We start from the raw sequence: 14535 nt of genomic DNA, 5'->3' as shown, positions 1-14535 counted from the left end.
CAGGCGGCAGTGCCTATACGCCAGCGCTGCTCGAGCAATTTAGTCGCCCAAGTGTGCGAAGATACCGAGCTGCCCATCGTCGTCGGTTTCGGCATCCGCACCGCCGAGCAGGCAGCGGCCATCGGCCGCTTCAGCGACGCCGTGGTGGTGGGCTCGGCGCTGGTCGACTGCATTGAACACGCCGCCAGCGCGGATGATGCCGTCGAGCAGGTGCATGGCCTCGTTAGTGAACTGGCGGAAAGCGTCAGGGCGTGCCGGAAGTAGGTCATTTCGGTGGCGCGCGGCTTTATAGATCCATGACCATCTCGTGCCATGTCATACCGCCATGATCGGAGTCCGAAGGTTTCACGTAGCGATAACCCATGCGTTTGTATAGTTCGACGTGACGCTCCTTACACATCAAATGAACCGTCTGTTTGCCCAGCGCTTTCATGTGCTCGACGAAGGCTCGCATCATCTTTGATGCGTAGCCCATGCCCTGGTACGCGGGGTCTATCACCACCGACATGATGACCACGTTGGGCGCCTTGGCATCATGGCCCTCCAGTTCCTTGAACGACTCGTCGGACATCGCCACTTCATGCGCGCACCCGCTGTTGATGAAACCGATCACCTGTTTGTCTAATTCCAGGACACGAAAGCCTTGCGGGTACTGCTCAATGCGTGTGGCGATCTTTTCCCGGGTGGCCCCTTCTTCGCCTTCATAGGCGGATGCCTCGATTCGGTAGCAGCGCATGGTGTCGGCCGGTATGGCGTTTCGGAAGATAGGTTCGTTCATGGTGCAGGCTCCTTTTCTGCCAGTCGGCGGGTTGGGTAGCAATTCGTTGACAGAATGATAAAGAAAACCAAAGATGTATGTCCTGCATTCTATTCAGGTCTTTATGCAGCTTATGCACTCCACTCTGCGCCGCCTTGATCTCAATCTGCTGTTGGTTTTCGATGCGTTATTCCGTCATCGCAGTGTGATCATGGCAGCCGACGAATTGTCGATGAGCCCTTCGGCGTGCAGCCACGCCCTATCACGTTTGCGTGACGCCCTCGCTGACGAGCTGTTCGTCCGCACGGGCAACGCCATGCAACCCACGGCGCAGGCCGAACTGATGGCCGATGGTGTTTCAGACGCACTGCACATTTTGTCAGACCGGCTCATTGATAGGTCTCCATTTTCGCCCGCTACCAGCGAGAAAACCTTCGTCTTCGCGGCCACCGATTACACTGCCTACGCAGTACTGCCGCTGCTGGTCGCTCGGCTGGAGCGTCTGGCACCGCATCTGCATCTCAAGGTGATCTATGCCACCCACCATGACTCGTTGGATGAGCTGCGCGAGGGGCGAATCCATTTTGCGCTGGGCGTTTCGCACGGCAAGGCGACGCTGCCGGAGGGGGTAGCGGCATGTGATTGCCTGAGTGATGACTACGTGGTGATTGCACGCAAAGGCCATGAACGGATCGGCGATTACTTATCGCTCGAACGGTACCTGGCCGAGCGGCATATCGCCGCTCGGCCCTGGGAAGATGCAAGTAGCGTGATCGACGGCGCTCTGGCACAGCTGGGGCGACAGAGAGATGTAGCCGTGCAGTTGCCAAGCCTCATGGCCGCGCCCTATATCGTTGCCCAGTCGAATTATCTTTTTACGTTGCCGCGTCGGGCCGCTCTAGAATGGGTCAACACGTTGCCGTTTATCGTGCATGACGTCCCCTTCGAGGCACCTCGCTATACGCTGCGCATGCTTCATCATGTCCGTCACTCAGGGGCGCCAGGTCACCGTTGGATACGCGAACAGCTGATGTTGGCATTGGATAATGCGTCAAGCGAACCTTCCGATGCCTCGGTCATTTAGCCCTTAATCGCGGATGATGAAGACGATGCCATCATGGTGGAGGAAAACGTGGAGCGGAGCATCGGGGAAGGCTTGAAACTCCAGGCCGCTGCTCATCAGTCCATGCGGGAAGTGTCAGGCCCTATCATCGCCGTGGGGCTGGGGCTGGGGCTGGGGCTGTGTGCGGTGTTTATTCCCATGGCTTTTCTCCGGGCGCGCCCGCCGCCATGACGGATAGCCCTAGCTTATGCCGGTAGCACTACGGATGCTTGTACATAATTACTCATTAACTGTGCAATGATGACCTATCGTTAGTGAACACCAACGAGGGGGCGTCATGAAAAAGCTCTTTTCACTGATGATGGTGCTGGCGCTGGCCGGCTGCGCCGCCATGGAGCCGCATGCGGAGCGTGACGTCCAGCGCGACGCCGGTCTGGCCATCCAGGCGATCTACGAGCAGGCGCTGCCGACGCTATCCGAGAACAAGCAGCGCCACTTTGCCCAGCGGCTCTACCGCCTGACGGGCGAGCAGCGCTGGCTGGCCCTCAATCGTGCCTACGGCGAGCGTCTACTGGTGCGACTCGAGGAGGACATTGTTGGCCTCGCCGAGCCCGGGTACGCGGCTGCCCGCAGTCGGGCGATCGTTGCCGACTACTCCCAGCGCACGGCCAAGCAGCGCGCCCGGCGCGCCATGCTGGGTGAGTGGGGGGAGATCGCCTTCGCTCGTTCGCTGCTGTTCCGGCTGGTCCAGGCCGAGTACCACGACCTGCTGCCGGCCATTGAGAATCACGAACGGGCGCTGGGCTACCAGGCAGAGGTCGACTGGTCGACCTTCCTGACCGCCCCCTCGGTGATCGGGGTCTATGCCGCTCAGGTGGCCAACTATACGTACTTCCTGCACCAGCTCGGCGTGATGGACCTGCGGCGGGAGGTGGAGGAAGCCTTCCGACGCCACTACCCGCCTGATCGAGTCGCCGATCTCGACGACGCCGAGTACCGTAACTGGCTCTATGGCCTGACCCACTTCGTCATCGCTGACAGCCGCTACTACCAACGGAAGGTGGACCCGGAGGTGCACGCCTGGGTGCTTGAAGCGCTGGAGCGAGAGACGGCCGGCATCATGGCCCGGGCCACGGCCGACATCCAAGCCGAGGTGGCATTGGCATTCCTGCTTGCCGGCCGCGAGAACCACCCGCTTGTGGGCCGGGTGCGTGAGGCACTGATGGCGGCGATAGACCCGGCCAGCGGCATTATCCCCTCGCCCTCGGGGGAAAAGGGGCTGGCGGGTGGTGAACACCGCAACGTTCTGGCGATCATGGTGTTGCGCTGGCCGGGCCGCCTGCATCCCGGCCCCGACCTCTCGGACGAGCTTGGCGGACGCTCAGCCGAATAGGATGGAATTGCCCCTGCACGGTTGAATTACCTCAATGTGCCTACACTGATGGGGTATCAGTTCACCATAAGGAGGTGCTATGACCACGCTAGTGATTGGCGCGAACGGACAGATTGGCAAACAGTTCTGCGAGCTGGCTCAGCAGGCGGGCACGCCCATCAAGGCGATGCTGCGCAGTGAAGAGCAGGTGCCGTGGTTCAAGGAGCGCGGCATTGAGACCGTGATTGCCGACCTGGAAGGCGACTTTGCCCACGCCTTTGAAGGCTGCGACCAAGTGGTCTTCACCGCCGGTTCAGGCCCCCACACCGGGCCGGACAAAACCCTGCTGATCGACCTTTACGGGGCCATTCGTGCGGCGGACATCGCAAGCGAGCAGGGCCTTTCGCGCTACGTGATGATCAGCGCCATGCGCGCCGAAGACCCCATGCAAGCCCCCGAAAAGCTGCGCCCTTACATGGCCGCGAAGTTTGCCGCCGATGCTCACCTGCGTACCAGCGGCGTGCCCTACGCCATCCTCAAACCCGGCCGCCTGACGGACGAACCCGCCAGCCAGCAGTTTGCGGACTCCCTGGATGAAGCAGGTGATAACCAGATCTCCCGTGCCAACGTCGCCCATGCGCTGCTGCATACCGTGCAAAACGCCAACATCACCAACCAGGAATTCATGCTGCTGGACGGTAAGCGACCGATAGGTGAGATCATCAAATAACCATCGCCGCAGGCATTGCCCGTCTAATAACCAACACGCCGCCGCCCTGAGTCGCTTTCTCGATACAAGGGTGGCGGCGTTGCGTTATGGTCTCTGTTACCGCAGGAAGCCACCATCCAAGTTCTGACAACTCGAGAAACTCGATGAAAAAGCTATTATCACTGTTAGTCGTGCTCGCGCTGGGCTATGCCGGGCTCTATGTTTATTACGGCGTGACCGTGAAGCAGGAAGCGCAAAAGCAGCTGGATGACCGAGGGCTTTCCTCCATCAGCGTGGATAACGTCGAGTATGGCCTGCTGGCGCCCATCAGCACCTCCGCGAACATCACCATGACCGTCGCGTACCGCGGCGCTGAGGTGGCACTGGATTTGGCGGTGCAAGGGCACCCGGTATTTTCAGACGAGGTAAGCGTCGAATTCGACGGCCTTCAGGCGCTGCGCCTGGGCATCGGCTTCGGACAGGGCGACGATTAAAAAACCGTATTAAAAAGCACAACAAGAACAAAGGAGCAGGGCATGAACCAACATGAAACGCTCAACTACGTCGAGTTCGCCGCCAAGGACTTGAACGCCACCAAAGACTTCTTCTCAGCGGTGTTTGGCTGGGAGTTCACCGACTACGGCCCCGAATACACCGCGTTTGCCAACCAGGGGCTGGACGGTGGTTTCTACCAGGCGGACGCCTGCAGCCGAACCGACAACGGCGCCGCTCTGCTGGTGTTCTACAGCGAACATCTTGAAGCCACTTACAACAAGGTGGTGGATCACGGCGGCGAGGTCATAAAGCCGATTTTCGAGTTCCCCGGCGGCTTTCGCTTTCACTTCATCGAACCCAGCGGTAACGAGTTTGCCGTGTGGTCAGAAGCGCGCGCCTAACGCCTCCCTTTGGGCTGATTGATATTGACGGGTTGATCATGAACAGTAGGAACGCGTTATCAAGCTAGGCAGTAGACGTGAGCGGTAACCAAACGTGCTCATAACCAATCGATAACGCCACGGCGACCAGCAACCCCGCCATCAGCCAATTGAAGCGCTTAACGATTCCTGGGCTTTTGATACGATTGCCTACCACGCTGCCGATCATCACATAACTGCCGGGTGCGCCCGCGGCTAGCATCGCCAGCCCGAACGCCCAAACCACTAAGCTAAGCCCATGTATGTCAGCGGCAGGAAACTGCAGTGTGGCAATGGGCAGGGTGGCCAAAATGGCTTTGGGGTTAAGCAACTGCATGATCAGCCCGTCTCGAAAACTTAACAGCCGAGGGGCGTTATCCGGCTTGCTTAAATCAATGCTTGAACGGGCAATTTTGCTCGCGAGATAAACAATATAGCCACAACCCAAAGCACTCACCACAAGCAGTGCTTCATCGTTAATCCAAGCGGCCCCCACCCAGCCCAATACCAATAAGTAAACCAGCATGGCGGTGCCCACCCCCAGGCAAAATCCTACCGATTGTTTGGCGCGACCATTGATACCAATATTCAGGCCAAGCAGATTCACAGGCCCAGGTGAATACATAGCGCCTAAGGCATAGGCGACGATTGCTAACATGGTGAAACCTCTATTTAGGTGTAAGGGTCTGTACGAAAAGTCGGCGAGCGAAGGCTAGACAAGGCAAAAATCAACGAAAAAGCGGAGTTTACGGGGAGTAAATGAGCATTTTGAGATGATTTTTAACGCAGTATTGGCGAGCGCAGCCAGTTTTCGTTCAGAGCCTAGCGCGCGATATCACGCTGATACTTATGGGGCGTCATGCCATAAATGCGCTTAAAGCGACGATTGAAATGGCTGAGATCGGCAAACCCATAACGCAAAGCGACCTCGGTCAGGGAAGCGCCTTGATCTAGCGCGGAGCGGGCCGCATTGATCCGGCAATTAATCACATACTGATGCGGCGTAATGCCGTAATGCTGACGAAACAGACGCAAGAAATGGTATTTAGATAGGTGCGCTGCTTGGCTGATGTCATCAAGAGAGAGATCGACGTCCAGATGGGCGTGGATATACTCTTTCGCCAAGCCCAGCAGCGCATCGGGCCGAGAGGGCGCCTGGTTGGGCTGAGAAACACCACCGAGCTGCACCGTGCGCTCGATCACCTGATAAAGCGCGTTCTCCTGATCAATACAGCTACCGGAGTGAGAAGTGACCAAGCGCGCCAGTTCCAAAATGGCATTGCGCAGCCGTACATCCTGAACAAGGGTGTTATTTGAGTGAAAGTCAGTCGTATGCTCGTGCCCCAGGGCATCAGCAAACAAGGGTTTAACCTGCTCGGGGTGTGCATACACCATCAGGTAATCCAGCACGCGCTCACCGCCCGGTTGGCCGTCGTGAACTTCCTCTGGATTGAACAAAATAACGTTGCCCGGTGGGCTACGATGAAACTGCCCGCCGCTGAAGAAATCCTGCCGTCCCGCCAGCGTTACGCCGAAGGCATACTCCTCGTGGGCATGGCGGTCGTAGCTGAAATCCTCAATAGCCGCGTGAAGCACCGTCAGTGTTGGCACGTGCTGGCTTTTGATGAATTGAAACCGGCTTGCGTTACTCATGCCGCCCCCTCCTGATTAGTCACACCACCTAGCTTATGCAGCCCCGCCTCCTAATGCTTGTACATAATTGCTAATCGGCTGTGGGACAATAAGCGTACAAATTAGCCTGAAATAAGAAACCTAAACGAACAGAGCTTCAACTTAACCACTACTCAGTGAGGCCCAAATTAATGCACTACCGCACGATGACCATTAACGACTACGAGGCCGCCATCGCTCTATGGAGCGAGAGTGAAGGCGTTCGCCTGCGCGATGCCGATTCACGAGAAGGCATCGAGAAGTACCTACTGCGTAACCCCGGCTTGAGCTTTGTGGCCGAAGTAGAGAAAGGAGCAGAGGGAAAGCTGGTGGGTACGTTAATGGCGGGCCACGATGGCAAGCGGGGCTATATCCAGCACTTATCGGTTGCGGACGCCCACCGCCGAAAAGGCATTGCGACACAGTTGGTTAGCCTATGCCTGGAAGCGCTGAAAAACGAAGGGATACTGAAATCGCACCTAATGATTATGGCCGAGAACGAAACCGCCAGACAGTTCTGGGCCAGCCAGGGCTGGGCGTGTCGTTCAGATATTCAGCTGTATTCGTTTATTAATGGGAATAATCAGAACGTTTAGCCAAGTTGAGCTTCAATCGCGGCCTTATCGATGACCGACCAGACCTCGCAAATCTTTTTGTTGTGGAAAAGGTAGAACGCGTTCTCGCAAAACGTCACTTTTTGCCCATTGATAGGTAAGTCCAGGAAGCTGCCTTTAGGCGTGACATCGAAACGAAGCCTGCACGCAATATTTGGCGGATCAGCGATCAACAGCTGAATGTTGAAGTGAAGGTCAGGTATCTGCTCGTAGTCGGCTTCCAGCATGGCGCGATAGCCATCGAGCCCCAGCGGCTTGCCGTTGTGGCGAACATCGTCATGCACGAACTGGCCAAGGTTCGTCCACGCCTGCTTATTGAGGCAGGCGATGTAGCCGCGATAGGTCGCTTTTAGATCAAACTTGCTCATCTTTGCTTCTCCTTTCCTGGGCAGGCGTGAAGGCATTCGCCAAGGGTACACAGGCCCAGTATCATAAGCAGCAAATCAAACCGCAGAAGCCATCATTTATGTCGTGCCCACCTTGCCCAAGTTGCCAATCTGAATTCGTCTATCAGGATCAAAGCCTGCTCATCTGCCCGGAATGCGGCCACGAATGGAACCCCGCTGAGCCAGAGGCGGAAGACACCTTAACTGTAAAAGATGCCCACGGCACCCTGTTATCGGAAGGCGACAAGGTAACGATGATTAAAGACCTCAAGGTCAAAGGCAGTTCACTGGTACTCAAGGTGGGTACCAAAGCCGTTATCAAGCGGCTCAAAGAAGGCAAGGATCACCAACTGGACTGCAAGGTCGACGGCGTCGGCGACATGATGGTCACCGCCCATTTTGTGAAAAAGGCCTGACTAAAATCTGAACTTACATGACAACCGTGCCGCCGATGACTGCTAGCCGACATTACCGATGGGTTATTCTGCTGATAGCCACCCTTGCTCAAGCAGCGGCTTGCTTTTTCGTTCAAGGCATCGGCGCCATAAGCGTGTATATACAGGCAGATATGGCGCTTTCTGCATTTCAGATTGGGACGCTGGTCTCTGCTGCTCAACTGGTGCCTTTAGTCGGGCTGTTAGTTGCCGGGGAACTGCTGGACAGGTTCAGTGAGCGTTTGGTGGTGGGAGTGGGAACCCTCATTGTGGGCATTGCGCTTAGCGCTGCCGTGCTGGCGGAGAGTTACTGGGCCATGCTGCTGTTTTTGGTCATTGTAGGGGCAGGCTACAGTACCGCTCAGCCTGGCGGTAGCAAATCGGTAGCCGCTTGGTTTGACAAATCCCAGCGTGGTTTTGCCATGGGGATTCGCCAGGCAGGCTTGCCACTGGGCGGGGCGCTGGCCGCGATCATACTACCAACCGTCGCGATCACCTGGGGGTGGCGTGCCTCTTTTCTGGTGGGTGGGCTGATCGCGATCTTCGGGGCGTTGGTCTTTATGCTTTTTTACCGTGCCCCTATTGGCGTGGTGCCGGTCGCAAGAGCCTCTGAAGGCAGCGTGACAAACATCATCTTGTCGCGACTGGCGATGATTCGCGAACCGGCCATGAAGCAGATCATGGCGTCCGGTATTAGTTTAATCTCGGTTCAGTACGGTATTTTGATTTTTACCGTGCTCTATCTGCATAGTCGTTTGCAGATGGAGGTACTGCAGGCGGCGACGTTGCTATTCGTAGCCCAGGGGGCCGGGGTTGCCGGGCGTATTTTGCTGGCGGCCTGGAGCGACCGCTGTCGCTCGCGCTATTTTCCGGTCATGGTGTGCATGGTGGCGGTAATCGTCGGGTTGCTGGTATTGGTTTGGCTGCCGCTTCACTCAACGCTCATGCTGAGCGGTTTGATGGCTTGGTTGGGCTTTTTTGGTTTTGGTTGGTACGGCCCTTGGGTCGCTTATGTGGCTGAGTCTGCACCTGCTGATAAAACCGGTTTTGTGCTAGGTCTAGCCATGGCGATTAACCAACTGGCGATTGTATCGATACCACCACTCCTTGGGTGGCTGTTAGATATAAGTGGCAGTTTTATGCTCGGCTGGAGTCTGCTGATCGCCATGACGTTATTGGGGCTATTAATGACCATCCAGCGGCAAGGAGAAATGAATGAAAGCGATCGTGTTTGACGTATTTGGCACTATTGTTGATTGGCGCTCCAGTTTGATTCATCAGTTCAATGCGCTAGAGAAAGAGTTGGGGATTGAACTGCCTAGTGAAGTGCTAGCTGATCAATGGCGTCAGCTTTATGCGCCTTCCATGGACAGGGTACGCAGAGGGGAAATCCCCTGGACGGTATTAGATGATCTGCATCGAGAAAGCTTAGTCAAACTACTCAATCAACATGGGATTGCGCTAGACGAAGCGACCATTGATCGCGTCAATTACTTTTGGCACCAATTAGAGCCCTGGCCGGATGTCCCACATGGCCTACAGCGCTTGAAAGAGCACACCATCATCGCAACGCTGACCAACGGTAATGTCTCATTAATGGTCGATGTTGCCCGTCACGCCAAGTTACCGTGGGATATGATTTTTTGCGCCGAGTTATTCGAGCACTACAAGCCTGATTCGGAGGTTTATTTAGGCGCTTGCCGTCTGCTACGCCTACCGCCTGAAGAGGTAATGCTGTGTGCGGCGCATAATGCTGACCTGCGTGCTGCCCGTGCATTAGGAATGAAAACAGCGTTTATACCCCGACGCACAGAATATGGCCCTCAACAGAGCAAAGATTTAGAAGCAGAGGAAGCATGGGATTTTGTGGCTGAAGATCTCGTCGCGTTGAGCGAGCGGCTAATAAGAGAGAGAAGGTAAGAGAGAGAAGGCGAGCTTAGTGCTGTGTCTCAGCCCGCAAGTTTTCTACTTCTTCCACGCTCAGCTCTTCGATGTCGGCGATCATCTGGTCATCCATTTCGGTGCGAGCGATTAGCTTACGGGCTGCATTACGCTTGCTTTCCAATGCACGCTGCTCAGCTTCTTGTTGCGCTTCTTGACGTCCTTCTTGACGTCCTTCTTGACGTCCTTTCTCAATACCCAGTCTCTCAATCGTGTTGACGTAAGGCATGTGCTTCTCCTCCTGTATGGCGTAGACCGCCTGTGCAAAGTCAGGATCTAAACTTCTAGGCAATTAGATCATCCAATCGATGATATTGAACAGCCGTAAAACCTGATCGCGGGTGGTCACCGTGGCGACTATCCTCCTGATCGCTCATGCCTACCCCTCGTATCAATGCGCTGCACTACCGCTTCGCAAAAAAAGATATATATCTAAGAATAAATAGCGGGTTTTCGGGAAGCAACTATTGGCTCATGAGAGAGAAGAGAGACCTATATAACCCCCCGAATTCTTCGATCCACCTCACGATGCAGTCAACTAAGACTCATTCACCACCACTGCATCACGAAACGTTTCAGCGAAGCTTGCCAGGGCGGGTGTCCAGGTTTCCGGTTCGGAGGCGGCAAATTTGGTATCGACCTTGGCGATGTATTTGCAGAAAACGGCATAAACCGCAACACTCTCGGTAACCCAGGGTATCCTCCAGCAGCATTTTCTACGTACCTAACAAAGGTAGTCACCATGTCAGCTACGATGAGCAAAGACGACGCACACAAGCTAATTGAGCAACTTCCTGCGAATGCCACCTGGGAAGACCTTATGTATGAGATCTACATCCGAGAGACCATCGAAAAGGGCATGGCAGATAGCCAAGCGGGTAACATTACGAACGTGGCAGATATTCGCAAGAAATACGGCTTGCCTGAATGAATGTGTTCTGGACAGCAACAGCAGAAGCTCATTTGGAAGCGATTTATGCCTATATTGCGCAGGACTCAGAAGCTTATGCGTTGAGTACCGTTGATAAAATCACCCGAAGGTCACAACAGATCGGTGATTTCCCCGCTTCAGGACGCAAGGTACCCGAGTACGATATCGCGCAAATAAGGGAAGTCTTGTGTGGCGCTTACCGCATTATTTACTACATCAAACCAGATCAAATTGACGTTCTCGCCGTCCTACACGCATCTATGAACCGACTGGAAAGCGAATAGGGCGACGCTATAGCGTAGTGTAGGTACCCACCTCACGACGCTGTAAGCTGAGGCTCATCCACCACCACCGCGTCACGCAACGTTTCAGCGAAGCTTGCCAGGGCGGGCGTCCAGGACTCCTGTTCGGAGGCGACAAAATAGGTATCAATATTAGCGATGGACGTGGGCAATTCCAGGTAGTGAACTTCGAAACGGTGTTGGTGAGCTTCGACCGTCACACGGGGCAGCACCGTGTAGCCCATCCCCGCAGAGACGCAGCCCAGCATTGCGTCCAGTGAACCGAACTCGAATATCCGGCCTGCATTGACGCCATAAGACGCCAGCAATAACTCGATACGCTGTCGGTAGCTACACCCCTGGCGAAACGCCAAGAAGGCAGACGTCAGCAGTTCTTGTGAAGAGGGCATCGTCGTCATAGGCGCTGAGCCCACTAACACAAGTTGCTCGCTAAACGCTTTGAGCAAGTGATAGCGGGGATGCTCGATACGCCCGGCCACAAAGACACAGTCCACCTGGCCGTTTAGCAACCATTCAACCAGTTCAGCCGTTGGGCCGGTCTTGAGTTTGATATCAACCTCGGGCTGCGCTGCGTGGTACGCGGCCAGTATAGGCGGAAGGCGCAGTGCCGTTGTGGTTTCCATGGCGCCTATGCGTAGCTGGCCACAGGTCTTATCTTGCCCCTTAAATAGCGATACCGCTTCATCATGGGCAGCCAACATGCGCTCAGCATATTCCACAAGCGCCAACCCCGCATTCGTAGGGCGGACTAGCCCCGCACGGTGAATGAGCTGTACGCCTAACTCCTCCTCAAGTTTCTTAATGTGGGCCGTCACGTTGGATTGCACGGTGTGTAGCTGTTTTGCGGCCGCCACGAAGCTGCCTGTTTCGGCCACCGCCATGAATAGTCGCAGCGATTTAAGTTGCACGCGCCCTCTCCCTGTCAGGCTATCTCTAAACAAGATAGTAGCGATCAAAACTAATCGTTTCTAGAAATAGTTCCTCGCACGTAGTCTGTCTGTGTACCAACGCGCTGCCCACCTTGTCTGAATGGCGGCACGAAAAGGACATAATATGATGAACAGTAAGCTTAATAGCCAAGACGTGCCCGCGCTGTTAACCGGGATAATGGCGACGTTGGCGGGAATTGGCATTGCTCGCTTTGCCTATACGCCGCTACTGCCTGCGATTATTCAACAGGGATGGTTCACCGCGAGCCAAGGCGCCTACCTTGGGGCCGCCAACCTGCTGGGTTACTTTATCGGCGCACTCGCAGCCCACTCGCTGAGCGAGCGTTTTTCTCCTCGCAAGGTGGTCGGCGCAAGTTTCGCGGGTATCGCGCTAAGCTTTGTGCTCTGCGCCGGGGAGGGCGGTTTCACCTGGTTCTTCTTCTGGCGGTTAGTCTCGGGCATTGCCGGGGCCATCTTAATGGTCGTTGGCCCTTCGCTGGCGCTGGCAGCTACCCCGCCTGAAAAGCGAACCCGTGTCGGTGCCATGGTGTTTACCGGTATTGGTCTAGGGGCACTGCTTTCGGCCTCCATCGTGCCGTTACTCATTGAGTTAAGCCTAGCGTTCACCTGGGGCACGCTGGGGCTGCTCTGCATTATTGCGGGTCTTATATGCGACCGAGGCGTCACTCGCCTGGCCTCACCGGTAGCGGCTAGCTCAGGGGGCAATGGTCACAAGGACTATGCGGGCGTAAAGGTAGTCGTGCTGCTTGTCATCGGTGCTTATGCCCTGGATGCGGTTGGGTTTGTGCCCCATACCGTGTTCTGGGTGGACTATCTCGCCAGGGAAAACGACCTGGGTAATCAAGCCGCTTCGCTTCAGTGGGGCATCTTTGGGTTGGGCGCCTTGTGTGGGCCGTTCATGGTAGGCGCACTGGCGCAGCGAGTGGGTTGGCATCGCGGTTTAGCGATCGCCTTTGTGGCGAAGGCCGCCGCTGTTTCACTGCTGGTGTTCTCGCTAGCATTCCTCAGTCAATCAGTTTCCTCCTTCATGGTGGGAGCGATGATCCCCGGCATTGTTGCACTCACCTCTGGTCGCCTTGCTGAGCTGGTAGGGCCAACCGCCCACAAAAAGCTCTGGGGACAAGCCACCGCTGCCTTCGCTGCCGCCCAAGCGGTGGCAGGTTATGCCATGTCAGCGCTCTATGCGCTTTGGGGCAGCTACACGCCACTGTTTGCCATCGGCGGCCTCATGCTAGCGGGAGGCTTTTTGCTGGTGCTTCTAAGCCGTGGTGTGCAACAGCGCCACAGCCATCTCACTGTTCAAAATAGGAGGCAATAATGGAACTCTACCTGAACGCAACGTCGCCTTATGCGCGCCTGGCGCGCATCGTTTTAATTGAAAAAGGGCTAGATGAGGCCGTTACGCTGAAGTGGTGCGACCCCTGGGCAGACGATGCCGCTCTATTAAAGGCCAATCCCGCCGGGCGCATTCCCGCGCTGATAACAGAGGACGGCACCACGCTAAGCGAGTCGATGCTGATTGCCGTTTATCTGGATGGCATCAGTCCCAACAAGCCAATGATTCCCTCAACGTGTTTGGGTGATGTGTTGCACCTGGCTGGGTTGGGCCAAAACCTGATGGATGCCGCTTTCACGACCGTGATTGCAAGAAAGCATTACGGCAATGAGATCGAAGAGAGCGAACTCGGGCTAAGACGCCAACGAGCCCTACAGCGAATCTTAAAACAACTGAACCGCGAGCTTAAAAAACCCTTTGCCTCGTCAGTTAATCTCGGTGAAATCGCGATAGCCGTTGCGCTCGATTACTTAGCTTTCAGGTTGCCAGAGGTGCGCTGGAAAGAAGCGTATCCACAACTTCAGGTTTGGCACGCTGGCATGGTCGCAACAAAGAGCTTCCAGCAGACGGCATTCTGTTAGTAGAGGCTGACCACATCAAAGCAACCATCCCAAGCCCGCAATCCATAGACCAAAACCGAAGCTGGAATGTGCCACAAGGCTGCGAAGCCTAGCGACGTTTGGCTGAGGTGTCTTACGGGCGGTGATCCCTGCGCCCAAGCAAGGTTGCAGGACAAGAAAAGGCGCAAGCACCGTCATCGCACCGAAACCTAGCGCAGGCATGAGCGTAGGGCGGGCGAGCCAGTCCGGCCCAACAAATACCAGGAACGTCATAGCGAAAGCGATCCCAATCAGGTAATGCGCAAACCACCCTAGAGGAGCTTCTGCTTGGATCTGTGCGCTATTGCCGATAGGCCGATGGATGAACCTGCCGCTCGGCAAGTGACCCAGCCAGCGCCCGACCATCGCGTAATTCAGTGAGGGGATACCCAGCAGGCGTTTTTGCAACAGTGCTACGATATCCATGAAAGCGGTCGCCCCAACGCCGAGCAATAGAGCATCGATCAGCAGCCCGTTCATTTCGGTGCAACCAAGGTAATGGCGAAAATCAGTGTGGCCTGAACGACTGCCAATCGCGTAAAGGCAGGGCTGACCC

21 protein-coding genes and 1 pseudogene are annotated in these 14535 nt (G+C 55.8%); 15 read left to right on the top strand and 7 right to left on the bottom strand.

Annotated elements, in window-relative coordinates; all coding sequences use genetic code 11:
* Positions 1 to 9: 9 nt before the first annotated feature.
* Entirely contained in the window at positions 10 to 264 is a 255-nt protein-coding gene (locus tag HZS81_RS02340) for a tryptophan synthase subunit alpha (RefSeq protein WP_422141292.1), read from the top strand.
* A 22-nt stretch (positions 265 to 286) separates the two neighbouring features.
* On the opposite strand, the gene HZS81_RS02335 is transcribed toward HZS81_RS02340, so the two are convergent.
* Positions 287 to 778, bottom strand: coding sequence for a GNAT family N-acetyltransferase (locus HZS81_RS02335; RefSeq protein ID WP_179928920.1), 492 nt, complete (start codon positions 776 to 778; stop codon positions 287 to 289).
* A gap of 73 nt (positions 779 to 851) precedes the next feature.
* Between HZS81_RS02335 and HZS81_RS02330 the strand changes: the two genes are divergently transcribed.
* From HZS81_RS02330 to HZS81_RS02305, 6 genes and pseudogenes are all read left to right on the top strand, one after another.
* Positions 852 to 1841, top strand: coding sequence for a LysR family transcriptional regulator (locus tag HZS81_RS02330; protein ID WP_206679524.1), 990 nt, complete (start codon positions 852 to 854; stop codon positions 1839 to 1841).
* 21 nt (positions 1842 to 1862) lie between these two features.
* Positions 1863 to 2030: pseudogene (locus tag HZS81_RS02325) on the top strand (efflux RND transporter permease subunit); the annotation flags it as partial.
* Between the two features lie 127 nt (positions 2031 to 2157).
* Positions 2158 to 3213: a DUF3541 domain-containing protein gene (locus HZS81_RS02320; protein ID WP_179928918.1), complete on the top strand. Its 1056-nt coding sequence runs from the start codon at positions 2158 to 2160 to the stop codon at positions 3211 to 3213.
* Positions 3214 to 3292: 79 nt separating this feature from the next.
* Positions 3293 to 3922, top strand: coding sequence for an SDR family oxidoreductase (locus HZS81_RS02315; protein WP_179928917.1), 630 nt, complete (start codon positions 3293 to 3295; stop codon positions 3920 to 3922).
* Positions 3923 to 4065: 143 nt separating this feature from the next.
* Positions 4066 to 4395: a hypothetical protein gene (locus HZS81_RS02310; RefSeq protein ID WP_089706082.1), complete on the top strand. Its 330-nt coding sequence runs from the start codon at positions 4066 to 4068 to the stop codon at positions 4393 to 4395.
* Between the two features lie 42 nt (positions 4396 to 4437).
* On the top strand, positions 4438 to 4797 hold the full coding sequence (locus HZS81_RS02305; RefSeq protein WP_179928916.1) for a VOC family protein: 360 nt from the start codon (positions 4438 to 4440) through the stop codon (positions 4795 to 4797).
* A gap of 64 nt (positions 4798 to 4861) precedes the next feature.
* Here HZS81_RS02305 and HZS81_RS02300 read toward each other — a convergent pair whose 3' ends face one another.
* Both HZS81_RS02300 and HZS81_RS02295 read right to left on the bottom strand, forming a co-directional pair.
* The gene (locus HZS81_RS02300) at positions 4862 to 5473 is read right to left on the bottom strand and encodes a LysE family translocator (RefSeq protein WP_179928915.1); all 612 of its coding nucleotides are present in this window, start codon (positions 5471 to 5473) and stop codon (positions 4862 to 4864) included.
* A gap of 164 nt (positions 5474 to 5637) precedes the next feature.
* Complete coding sequence (locus HZS81_RS02295; protein ID WP_179928914.1) at positions 5638 to 6468, bottom strand: helix-turn-helix transcriptional regulator; 831 nt, start codon at positions 6466 to 6468, stop codon at positions 5638 to 5640.
* 170 nt (positions 6469 to 6638) lie between these two features.
* Between HZS81_RS02295 and HZS81_RS02290 the strand changes: the two genes are divergently transcribed.
* On the top strand, positions 6639 to 7082 hold the full coding sequence (locus HZS81_RS02290; protein ID WP_089706096.1) for a GNAT family N-acetyltransferase: 444 nt from the start codon (positions 6639 to 6641) through the stop codon (positions 7080 to 7082).
* On the opposite strand, the gene HZS81_RS02285 is transcribed toward HZS81_RS02290, so the two are convergent.
* Positions 7079 to 7468 (bottom strand): ester cyclase, encoded by a 390-nt coding sequence (locus HZS81_RS02285; protein WP_179928913.1) that lies wholly within the window; start codon positions 7466 to 7468, stop codon positions 7079 to 7081. The genes HZS81_RS02290 and HZS81_RS02285 overlap by 4 nt on opposite strands.
* Before the next feature lie 98 nt (positions 7469 to 7566).
* Here HZS81_RS02285 and HZS81_RS02280 point away from each other — a divergent pair, with 98 nt between their 5' ends.
* Genes HZS81_RS02280 through HZS81_RS02270 form a run of 3 tightly spaced genes read left to right on the top strand, consistent with a single transcriptional unit; the run spans position 7567 to position 9840 of the window.
* Positions 7567 to 7902, top strand: coding sequence for a zinc ribbon domain-containing protein YjdM (locus tag HZS81_RS02280; protein WP_179929034.1), 336 nt, complete (start codon positions 7567 to 7569; stop codon positions 7900 to 7902).
* A gap of 17 nt (positions 7903 to 7919) precedes the next feature.
* Complete coding sequence (locus HZS81_RS02275; RefSeq protein WP_179928912.1) at positions 7920 to 9155, top strand: MFS transporter; 1236 nt, start codon at positions 7920 to 7922, stop codon at positions 9153 to 9155.
* Positions 9136 to 9840 carry a haloacid dehalogenase type II gene (locus HZS81_RS02270; protein ID WP_179928911.1) on the top strand — a complete coding sequence of 235 codons (705 nt, stop codon included), beginning with the start codon at positions 9136 to 9138 and terminating at the stop codon, positions 9838 to 9840. Before HZS81_RS02275 ends, HZS81_RS02270 begins: the two co-directional genes overlap by 20 nt.
* Before the next feature lie 16 nt (positions 9841 to 9856).
* Here HZS81_RS02270 and HZS81_RS02265 read toward each other — a convergent pair whose 3' ends face one another.
* Positions 9857 to 10090, bottom strand: coding sequence for an RpnC/YadD family protein (locus HZS81_RS02265; protein ID WP_179928910.1), 234 nt, complete (start codon positions 10088 to 10090; stop codon positions 9857 to 9859).
* A 513-nt stretch (positions 10091 to 10603) separates the two neighbouring features.
* On the opposite strand from HZS81_RS02265, the gene HZS81_RS02260 reads away from it, so the two are divergent.
* Both HZS81_RS02260 and HZS81_RS02255 read left to right on the top strand, forming a co-directional pair.
* The gene (locus HZS81_RS02260; RefSeq protein ID WP_179928909.1) at positions 10604 to 10792 is read left to right on the top strand and encodes a hypothetical protein; all 189 of its coding nucleotides are present in this window, start codon (positions 10604 to 10606) and stop codon (positions 10790 to 10792) included.
* Positions 10789 to 11076, top strand: a complete 288-nt coding sequence (locus tag HZS81_RS02255; RefSeq protein ID WP_179928908.1) for a type II toxin-antitoxin system RelE/ParE family toxin — start codon at positions 10789 to 10791, stop codon at positions 11074 to 11076. The genes HZS81_RS02260 and HZS81_RS02255 overlap by 4 nt, the downstream gene beginning before the upstream one ends.
* A gap of 32 nt (positions 11077 to 11108) precedes the next feature.
* Here the strand turns inward: HZS81_RS02255 and HZS81_RS02250 are convergent, their stop codons facing one another.
* Positions 11109 to 12002: a LysR substrate-binding domain-containing protein gene (locus tag HZS81_RS02250; RefSeq protein ID WP_179928907.1), complete on the bottom strand. Its 894-nt coding sequence runs from the start codon at positions 12000 to 12002 to the stop codon at positions 11109 to 11111.
* A 148-nt stretch (positions 12003 to 12150) separates the two neighbouring features.
* Between HZS81_RS02250 and HZS81_RS02245 the strand changes: the two genes are divergently transcribed.
* Together HZS81_RS02245 and HZS81_RS02240 are read left to right on the top strand one after the other, a co-directional pair.
* Positions 12151 to 13362 carry a YbfB/YjiJ family MFS transporter gene (locus HZS81_RS02245; RefSeq protein ID WP_179929033.1) on the top strand — a complete coding sequence of 404 codons (1212 nt, stop codon included), beginning with the start codon at positions 12151 to 12153 and terminating at the stop codon, positions 13360 to 13362.
* A complete protein-coding gene (locus HZS81_RS02240) occupies positions 13362 to 13961 on the top strand; it encodes a glutathione S-transferase family protein (protein ID WP_179928906.1) in 600 nt (199 codons plus the stop codon). Before HZS81_RS02245 ends, HZS81_RS02240 begins: the two co-directional genes overlap by 1 nt.
* A gap of 15 nt (positions 13962 to 13976) precedes the next feature.
* On the opposite strand, the gene HZS81_RS02235 is transcribed toward HZS81_RS02240, so the two are convergent.
* Entirely contained in the window at positions 13977 to 14459 is a 483-nt protein-coding gene (locus HZS81_RS02235; RefSeq protein WP_179928905.1) for a DUF2938 domain-containing protein, read from the bottom strand.
* Positions 14460 to 14535: the final 76 nt, after the last annotated feature.

Origin of the sequence: Vreelandella salicampi (genome assembly GCF_013415105.1) — a bacterium.
Classification (GTDB): Bacteria; Pseudomonadota; Gammaproteobacteria; order Pseudomonadales; family Halomonadaceae; genus Vreelandella; species Vreelandella salicampi.
Note: the sequence above shows the minus strand (reverse complement) of the source record. Positions and strands in the feature narration are given on the sequence as shown.

Bases quoted from the DNA above. Each gene is read 5' to 3' on its own strand.
- HZS81_RS02335 (WP_179928920.1), bottom strand. From the start codon at position 778: ATGAACGAACCTATCTTCCGAAACGCCATACCGGCCGACACCATGCGC.
- HZS81_RS02330 (WP_206679524.1), top strand. From the start codon at position 852: ATGTATGTCCTGCATTCTATTCAGGTCTTTATGCAGCTTATGCACTCC.
- HZS81_RS02320 (WP_179928918.1), top strand. From the start codon at position 2,158: ATGAAAAAGCTCTTTTCACTGATGATGGTGCTGGCGCTGGCCGGCTGC.
- HZS81_RS02315 (WP_179928917.1), top strand. From the start codon at position 3,293: ATGACCACGCTAGTGATTGGCGCGAACGGACAGATTGGCAAACAGTTC.
- HZS81_RS02310 (WP_089706082.1), top strand. From the start codon at position 4,066: ATGAAAAAGCTATTATCACTGTTAGTCGTGCTCGCGCTGGGCTATGCC.
- HZS81_RS02305 (WP_179928916.1), top strand. From the start codon at position 4,438: ATGAACCAACATGAAACGCTCAACTACGTCGAGTTCGCCGCCAAGGAC.
- HZS81_RS02300 (WP_179928915.1), bottom strand. From the start codon at position 5,473: ATGTTAGCAATCGTCGCCTATGCCTTAGGCGCTATGTATTCACCTGGG.
- HZS81_RS02295 (WP_179928914.1), bottom strand. From the start codon at position 6,468: ATGAGTAACGCAAGCCGGTTTCAATTCATCAAAAGCCAGCACGTGCCA.
- HZS81_RS02290 (WP_089706096.1), top strand. From the start codon at position 6,639: ATGCACTACCGCACGATGACCATTAACGACTACGAGGCCGCCATCGCT.
- HZS81_RS02285 (WP_179928913.1), bottom strand. From the start codon at position 7,468: ATGAGCAAGTTTGATCTAAAAGCGACCTATCGCGGCTACATCGCCTGC.
- HZS81_RS02280 (WP_179929034.1), top strand. From the start codon at position 7,567: ATGTCGTGCCCACCTTGCCCAAGTTGCCAATCTGAATTCGTCTATCAG.
- HZS81_RS02275 (WP_179928912.1), top strand. From the start codon at position 7,920: ATGACAACCGTGCCGCCGATGACTGCTAGCCGACATTACCGATGGGTT.
- HZS81_RS02270 (WP_179928911.1), top strand. From the start codon at position 9,136: ATGAAAGCGATCGTGTTTGACGTATTTGGCACTATTGTTGATTGGCGC.
- HZS81_RS02265 (WP_179928910.1), bottom strand. From the start codon at position 10,090: ATGCCTTACGTCAACACGATTGAGAGACTGGGTATTGAGAAAGGACGT.
- HZS81_RS02260 (WP_179928909.1), top strand. From the start codon at position 10,604: ATGTCAGCTACGATGAGCAAAGACGACGCACACAAGCTAATTGAGCAA.
- HZS81_RS02255 (WP_179928908.1), top strand. From the start codon at position 10,789: ATGAATGTGTTCTGGACAGCAACAGCAGAAGCTCATTTGGAAGCGATT.
- HZS81_RS02245 (WP_179929033.1), top strand. From the start codon at position 12,151: ATGAACAGTAAGCTTAATAGCCAAGACGTGCCCGCGCTGTTAACCGGG.
- HZS81_RS02240 (WP_179928906.1), top strand. From the start codon at position 13,362: ATGGAACTCTACCTGAACGCAACGTCGCCTTATGCGCGCCTGGCGCGC.
- HZS81_RS02235 (WP_179928905.1), bottom strand. From the start codon at position 14,459: ATGAACGGGCTGCTGATCGATGCTCTATTGCTCGGCGTTGGGGCGACC.